5 protein-coding genes are annotated in these 5,297 nt (G+C 69.3%); 2 read left to right on the forward strand and 3 right to left on the reverse strand.

Features of this window, described 5'->3' with window-relative positions:
• Positions 1-2 precede the first annotated feature (2 nt).
• Positions 3-1,403 (forward strand): tRNA adenosine(34) deaminase TadA, encoded by a 1,401-nt coding sequence (gene tadA, locus H0U68_RS23950; protein ID WP_296359483.1) that lies wholly within the window; start codon positions 3-5, stop codon positions 1,401-1,403.
• On the forward strand, positions 1,400-2,314 hold the full coding sequence (locus H0U68_RS23955; protein ID WP_296359485.1) for an LD-carboxypeptidase: 915 nt from the start codon (positions 1,400-1,402) through the stop codon (positions 2,312-2,314). Before tadA ends, H0U68_RS23955 begins: the two co-directional genes overlap by 4 nt.
• A 28-nt stretch (positions 2,315-2,342) precedes the next feature.
• Here the strand turns inward: H0U68_RS23955 and H0U68_RS23960 are convergent, their stop codons facing one another.
• From H0U68_RS23960 to H0U68_RS23970, 3 genes are all read right to left on the reverse strand, one after another.
• Positions 2,343-2,648 (reverse strand): hypothetical protein, encoded by a 306-nt coding sequence (locus H0U68_RS23960; protein WP_296359487.1) that lies wholly within the window; start codon positions 2,646-2,648, stop codon positions 2,343-2,345.
• Positions 2,649-2,841: 193 nt separating this feature from the next.
• On the reverse strand, positions 2,842-3,903 hold the full coding sequence (locus tag H0U68_RS23965; RefSeq protein ID WP_296359489.1) for a DUF72 domain-containing protein: 1,062 nt from the start codon (positions 3,901-3,903) through the stop codon (positions 2,842-2,844).
• A complete protein-coding gene (locus tag H0U68_RS23970) occupies positions 3,900-5,096 on the reverse strand; it encodes a pyridoxal phosphate-dependent aminotransferase (RefSeq protein ID WP_296359491.1) in 1,197 nt (398 codons plus the stop codon). The genes H0U68_RS23965 and H0U68_RS23970 overlap by 4 nt, the downstream gene beginning before the upstream one ends.
• Between the last annotated feature and the right edge of the window lie 201 nt (positions 5,097-5,297).

A 5,297-nucleotide genomic window follows, 5' to 3' on the forward strand; every position in this document is an offset into this window, starting at 1 on the left:
GCCTGGCCCTGGCCGAGGCGCGTCGGGCCGCCGGGGACGGCGAGGTGCCGGTCGGCGCCGTCGTCGTGCGCGACGGCCGGCTGATCGCCACCGGACGCAACGCCCCGGTGCGCGGCCACGATCCCACCGCCCACGCCGAGATCGTGGCCCTGCGCGCGGCGGCCGCGGCGCTGAACAACTACCGCCTGGACGGCTGCGAGCTGTTCGTCACCTTGGAGCCCTGCGCCATGTGCAGCGGCGCCATGCTGCACGCACGCCTGAAGCGCGTGGTGTTCGGCGCGGCCGACCCCAAGACCGGCGCGGCCGGTTCGGTGGTGGACCTGTTCGCGCAGCCGCGCCTGAACCACCACACCGAACTGCACGGTGGCGTGCTGGCACAGGAGTGCGGCGCGCTGCTGAGCGAATTTTTCCTGTCACGGCGCCAGGAGGCACGCATGGCCACCCAACCCTTGCGCGACGACGCGCTGCGCACGCCGGAGGCCTGCTTCGCCGGCCTGCCGGACTACCCCTGGGCACCGAACTACCTGTCCGACCTGCCGTCGCTGGCGGGGCTGCGGATGCATTACCTGGATGAAGGTTCTGGGCAGGGGCAGGCCCTTCGACAGGCTCAGGGCGAACGGGGAGCGGCTCAGAATGATCGGGAGCTCACCTGGCTGTGCCTGCACGGCAACCCCGCCTGGAGCTACCTGTACCGCAAGATGATCCCCGTGTTCCTGCAGGCCGGCCACCGGGTGGTGGCGCCGGACCTGATCGGTTTCGGCAAGAGCGACAAGCCCAAGAAGGACGCGTTCCACACCTTCAGCTGGCACCGCCAGGTGCTGCTGGAATTCGTCGAGCGGCTGGACCTGCGCAACATCGTGCTGGTGGTGCAGGACTGGGGCGGGCTGCTCGGGCTCACGCTGCCGGTGGCTGCGCCCGACCGCTACCGCGGCATGCTGGTGATGAACACCATGCTGGGCACGGGCGACACGCCGCTCAGCCCGGGCTTCGCCGCCTGGCGCGAGATGTGCGCGAGCAAGCCTGATTTCGACATCGCGCGGCTGTTCGCGCGCGGCAACCCGCAGATGCGCCCCGAGGAATGCGCGGCCTACAACGCGCCGTTTCCCGATCGTGGTTACCGCGCCGCCACGCGCGCCTTCCCGCCGATGGTGCCGGACGGCCCCGATGCCGACGGCGCGGCCGTGTCGCGCCAGGCGCGCGAATTCTTCTCTGGCCCGTGGACCGGCCGCACCATGATGGCGGTGGGCGTGCAGGACCCGGTGCTGGGCCTGCCGGTGATGCAGGCGCTGCGTGCGTCCATCCGCGGCTGTCCGGAGCCCATGCGGGTGGAGCAGGGCGGGCACTTCGTGCAGGAGCACGGCGACGAAATCGCGCGCGCCGCGGTGGGATACTTCGCGGCGTGACAAAACGCATCTACATCTTTTCCCCCTCCAGCGCGATCCGCGACAAGGCCGTCGTGCGGCGCGGCGCGGCGCGCCTGAAGGCGCTGGGCCACGAGGTCGAACTCGACGAGGCGGTCTTCGCCATCCACATGCGCTTCGCCGGCGACGACGCAACGCGGCTGGCCGCGATCCACCGGGCTGCTGCCAGCGGCGCCGACGTGGCGCTGATCACGCGCGGCGGCTACGGCCTCACGCGCCTGCTGCCCGGCATCAAGTACAAGGCGGTGGCCAAGGCCGTCCACGGCGGCATGCGCTTTGTCGGCCTGTCGGACTTCACCGCGTTCCAGAACGCTGTGCTTGCCAAGACCGGCGCGGTCACCTGGTCCGGCCCGGCGCTGGGCGAGGACTTCGGCGTGGAAGGCGAGCCCGACGAGATCATGCAGGCCTGCTTCGAAGATTTGGTCGACGGCCGCGGCGAAGGCACGGGCTGGCAGCTGCCGAAACCGGAGGCGCAGGCCAAGCCGGTGAACATCAAGGGCGTGCTGTGGGGCGGCAACCTGGCCATCGTCAGCGCGCTGGCCGGCACGCCGTGGCTGCCCCAGGTGAAGGGCGGCATCTTGTTCCTGGAAGACGTGCACGAGCACCCGTACCGGGTCGAGCGCATGCTGACGCAGCTGCTCTATGCCGGCGTGCTCGGCAAGCAGAAGGCCATCGTGTTGGGCCACTTCACCAACTACAAGCCGGTGCCGCACGACAAGGGCTACCGCCTGCAGACGGTGGTGGACTGGCTGCGCACGCAGGTGAAGGCGCCGGTGTTCACCGGCCTGCCGTTCGGCCACGTGCCGACCAAGGTGGCGCTGCCGGTGGGTGCCAAGGTGCACCTGGCGGTGGAGGGGCGCGACGCGTTCCTGGTGTGGGGGCACCTCCACTGAGGAGGTGATCGGACAACCCGCCGGACGGTCAGCCCATGAGCGGGCTGGGGCGCGAGTTCAGGCTGCCGGGCAACAGGCCCTGGAACATTTCGGTGATGCCCTGCACACGTTTGCGGGCTTCGGCTTCGCCATGCAGGGTGGCCAGGGCCGCCATGAGGTCGCCGCGCAGGTACCACAGGCCCTGGATGTCGTTGGCGTAGCGGATGCGGCGGGTGATCGGCGGAAAGCGCTTGGGACCGTCGGCGCCCAGCAGGGCGAGCATGGCTTCCCTGATGTCCTCGGTGCTGTTTTCCAGGATCGATTCCGAGGGCGTGGGCGCGTGCTGGCCCAGCAAGCCATAAATGCTGCTTCTAAGGTTCGGTTTCAGCCAGCGCATGGGAACTGTCGGAACGGAATGGGAAAAGAATGCAACAGAGAAGGAGACATCCTAGGTCAACTCAAGCCCAACTGTGTGACCAAGTTGACAAGAAACGACAGGTCAGACGACAAGTTGGTAACCAAGAGTGAGGATTACTGTCACGTATGAGTCACTTTAAAACGTTTGTTTGACGGACTAGTACCGCCCGCCCGAGCTCCAGCACGGTGAGCGGCGCCGAGCCTTCGGCCTTGTTGTTGCAGGTGACGTAGGCCGGCAAGCCGGCGGCGGTGGTCGCCGCGATCACTTTCGCCAGGGTTTCGCGGGTCTCGGGATCGGGGTCGACGAGGCGGTCGTACGGCTCGTACAGTTTCTTGGCCTCTTCATAGCCGTAGGCACCGTGCTTGCGGTGCAGGTTCCAGCGGCACACCAGCGGCGCCGGCCACAGCGCGCGCAGCAGCGGCAGCTGCTCCTCGATCGGCGGCATTTTGGCGTGCAGTCCCAGGCAGTAGGTGGCGCCGGCGGCTTTCAGCACGGCGGCGAAGGCGGGCGTCAGCAGCTCCGGGTTGCGCACTTCGACGGCGATCACGCCGTCGGGCGCCAGCGGTTTGACCGGCGGCAGCGCTGCCAGCATGGCCGCCAGCCGCCGCAGCAGTTCCGGAATGTCGGCCAGCCAGGACGGCGGCAGCGGACTGATCTGGAACACCAGCGCGCCGATCTTCGGCCCCAGCCCCTCCAATGCCGGCTGCACGAATTCGCTGGCCGCCAGCTCCGGGCTCAGGAACGCCGGGTTGGCCTGCATGCCGCGGCCGTCCTCGTCACGCACCAGCGCATCGGCCACCAGGCTGGGGGCCTTCACGATGAAGCGGAAGTGGTCCGGCACCTGCGCGGCATAGGTCGCGTACTGGCTGGCCGTGAGCGGCCGGTAGAAGGACCGATCCAGGCTGACCGAGCGCAGCATCGGATGCTTGGCATAGGCGGCCAGCCCGTGGCGAGACAGCGTGCTGTCCGCATAGTCCTTCTCCCAGACCAGGCCCTTCCAGCCGGGGAAATTCCAGGACGAGGTGCCCATGTGCAGCCGGCCCGGCAGCCGGGCGGCCAGGTCCTCGGACTGCGGATCGGCCGGGCTGGGCTCCACGCGGGCGGCATCGCGCGGGCGCGCCGGCGGCGTGGCGCGCTTCTTCTTCTCCGGCGGGTCGCCGTCCGGAATCTCCCCAAACAGATCGGTCGTCAAAGCGCCCGGATTGTCGCCGAGGCCTGGCCCAGCGCGCGTCGGACACGGCCTCCCATGCCTTGCAGCCGCGCCACCGGCTCGTTGGCGAAGACGAAGCGGATGTACTGCGCACCATGCGTCTGGCCCCAGCCGCCCATCGGCGTCGCGCAGATCCTTTCGGCCAGCAGCCGCTCGGACATGGCGGCGCCGTCGATGCCGAAGTCGGACACGCGCAGCAGCATCGACCAGCCGCCCGCCGGCAGGCCGATGGGAAGGCCGTCCAGCTCGCGCACCAGCAGGTCGCGCCGCGCCTGCAGCTCGGCCACGTAGGCGGGCAGGGTTGCGTACGAGCTGCGCAGCGCAATGGCGGCGGCGTCCTGCGCGATGCCGACCGGCACCACCACGTTGGCCAGCGACACGGCGACGATGTCCGGCATGAAGGCTTCGGGCGCGACGATCCAGCCGACGCGCCAGCCGATCATGCGCAGCTCTTTCGAGGCGGCGCCGATGGTGATGGTGCGTTCAGCCATCCCCGGCAGGCCGGCCGGATGGATGACGGGTGCGCCGTCGAACACCAGCCGCTCCATCGCGCTGTCCAGGATCAGCAGCAGATCGTGCCGCACGCACAGCTCGGCGGCGAGCGACCAGTCGCCCGCGTCCAGCATGCCGCCCGAAGGCATCGAGGGCGACATCAGCAGCATGGCGCGCGTTCTCGGCGTCACAGCGGCGCGCAGCGCATCGCGGTCCAGTTTCCACGGCGCGCCGGGCTGGAAGGTGAACGGCACGAAGCGCGGAATGCCGCCGGCCAGGCGAATGCGGTTGAGGAGGCCCGCATAGGTGGGGTCGGTGACGATCACCTCGTCGCCGACCTCGATGGTGGCCAGCAGCACGTTGAGGATGCCCGAGAGGCCGCCCGCGCTGATGACGCAGTTGCGCTCGCCGCTGTAAGGCACGCCGGAAAGCTGGCTCACGTGCCGCGCCGCCGTGTCGCGCAGCGCGGCCTGGCCGACGAAGGGCAGGTAGCTGTTGTCGGCGTCGGTGCTGGCGGCAATGCGGGTGCGCTCGACGGCGGCGGCGTCCGGCGGAATGTCCACGTCCAGGTTCTCCAGGCGCAGGTAGTCTTCGCCGGATGCATCGGCGATCGATCCCATGCGGTCGACGCCGATGCCGGCGATGTGTTGCAGGCGCACGGGGCGGCGGCGTGAAGTCGTCATGGAAGCTCCTGTTGAATTATCTATAATAGATTATCAGATGACGACCATCAGAGTTGCAACCACAACCGCAGGCGAAGACAACACCTTGGCCGGCCGCATCAGCCGCGCACTGGCGGCGCGCATCGTCGCCGGCGCGCTGCCGCCCGGCGAGCGGCTGCGGCAGGACCACGTGGCCGCGGAATTCGGCGCCAGCCACGTGCC

Source organism: Ramlibacter sp., from assembly GCF_013697775.1.
Lineage (GTDB): Bacteria > Pseudomonadota > Gammaproteobacteria > Burkholderiales > Burkholderiaceae_C > Ramlibacter.